The organism is Micromonospora sp. NPDC002411, assembly GCF_053592955.1.
Genome location: NZ_JBSFBM010000595.1, coordinates 1 through 1,956, shown reverse-complemented (window position 1 = coordinate 1,956; position 1,956 = coordinate 1). Strand labels below are relative to the sequence as shown.

At 74.9% G+C, this 1,956-nt stretch carries 1 pseudogene; it reads right to left on the bottom strand.

The window, feature by feature from the left end:
• Window positions 1–358: 358 nt before the first annotated feature.
• A pseudogene (locus tag ACWCO3_RS34270) lies at window positions 359–1,828 on the bottom strand (polyketide synthase dehydratase domain-containing protein); the annotation flags it as partial.
• Window positions 1,829–1,956: the final 128 nt, after the last annotated feature.

Genomic DNA, 1,956 nt, shown 5'->3' with positions numbered 1-1,956 from the left:
AGGAAGGAGATCTTGGTGCCGGCAGCACCGAAGGTCGGCCACGAGGCGCGGATGTCCAGACCCGTGACCACAGTGGTGGACGCGAGCACACCCTGACGGTGGCGCCGAGGTGATGGGCCAGTTGCACGGCAGCCATGCCGACGCCGCCGGTGGCGGCGTGCACCAGTAGCGACTCCCCGGCGCGCAGGTCGGTCAGGTCGACCAGTGCGTAGTAGGCGGTGAGGAAGACGATCGGCACGGCGGCTGCCTGCTCGAACGTCCAGCCGGCCGGGATCGGCGTGACCAGTCGGTGGTCGGTGACGGTCACCGGGCCGAACGCGCCGTAGAACATGCCCATGACCGCGTCGCCGACGGCCACCCCGTCGACACCGGGGCCGATCGCGGTGACGACACCGGCGCCCTCGCTGCCGAGTTGGGCGACGTCGGGGTACATGTCCAGGGCGATCAGGACGTCCCGGAAGTTGAGGCCGGTGGCGCGGACCGCGATCCGGACCTGGCCCGGGCCGAGCGGTTCGTCGACCTCGGGGCACGGGACGAGGGTGAGGTTGTCGAGGGTGCCCTTGACCGGGACGTCGAGTCGCCAGGGGACTCCGGCGGGCGGGATGAGGGCGGGCCCGGTCGCGGCCCGCGCCAGGCGTGGGGCGAGCACTGTGCCGTTGCGGACGGCGAGTTGCGGCTCCCCGGTGGCGAGCGCGGCGGCGAGCACGCCGTCGTCGGGGCGGTCCAGGTCGACCAGGACGAAGCGGTCCGGGTTCTCGGTCTGCGCGGTGCGGACCAGCCCCCACACCGCGGCGGCGGCCAGGTCGGTGACGTCCCCGTCGGGTGAGGTCGCCACCGCGCCGGAGGTGACCACGGCGAGCCGGGCGTCCGCGTCGGTGGCGTCGCGCAGGAACCGCTGGAGTACGTCGAGCGTGGCGGCGGTCGCCGAGTGCGTGGCCGTCAGCGGGTCGGCACCGGTGGTCGGCGGGTGCCAGATCTGCGCCGATGTGGCCGGTGCGGCGGGGGCGGCGGCGACCGGTGTCCACGCGAGGCGGTGCAGGGCGTCGGCGACCGGGAGGGTCTTGGTGGTGGGTGGGGTGTACGGCCGGAGCACCAGGGAACCGACAGTGGCGACCGGCTGCCCAGTGGTGTCCCAGACGTCCACGGCGACGGTGTCGGTGCCCCGCAGCCGTACCCGGATCGTGTCGGCGCCGACCGCGTGCACTGTGGCACCGTTCCAGGCGAACGGGACGGCGGCCGGTTCGGCATCGGTGACCGTGTGACCGAGGGCGTGCAGGGCGGCGTCGAGGATCGCCGGGTGCAGCCCGAAGCGGGAGGCGTCGACGCTCTCGGGCCCGCGTACCTCGGCGAAGGTCTCCCCCAGCGGGCCGCGCCAGACCGCTTCCAGGCCCCGGAACGCGGGCCCGTAGGTCAGGCCGCGCTCGACGAGCCCCGGGTAGAGGTCGCCGATGTCGACGGGTTCGGCACCCGGCGGCGGCCACTCGGTGAGGGTCGGGGGCGCGGTGCCGGTGACGCCGAGGGTGCCGGAGGCGTGCACGGTCCACGTCTCGCCGTCCCCGCTGTGCACGCTCACGCTGCGCCGGCCGTCGGCGTCCGCCGCGCCGACCCGGACCTGAACCCGCACCCCCGCCGGCGGCAGGACGAGCGGGGTGGCAAGGACCAGGTCCTCGACCGTCGGGCAGCCGACCTCGGCGCCCGCTGCGAGCACCGCTTCGAGCTGGGCGGTGCCGGGCACGACGAGGTCCCCGGCGACCTGGTGGTCGGCGAGCCACGGGTGCCCGGCGGCGGACCAGTGACCGGTGAAGAGGTGCTCGTCGACGCCGGCCAGGGCGACGGCGGCACCGAGCAGCGGGTGGTCGACACCGCTGAGGCCCAGCGCCCGGGTGTCGCCGGCCGTGGCGGTGCCGGTGGACGGCCAGTACCGCTGGTGTTGGAACGCGTAGGTGGGCAGGTCGA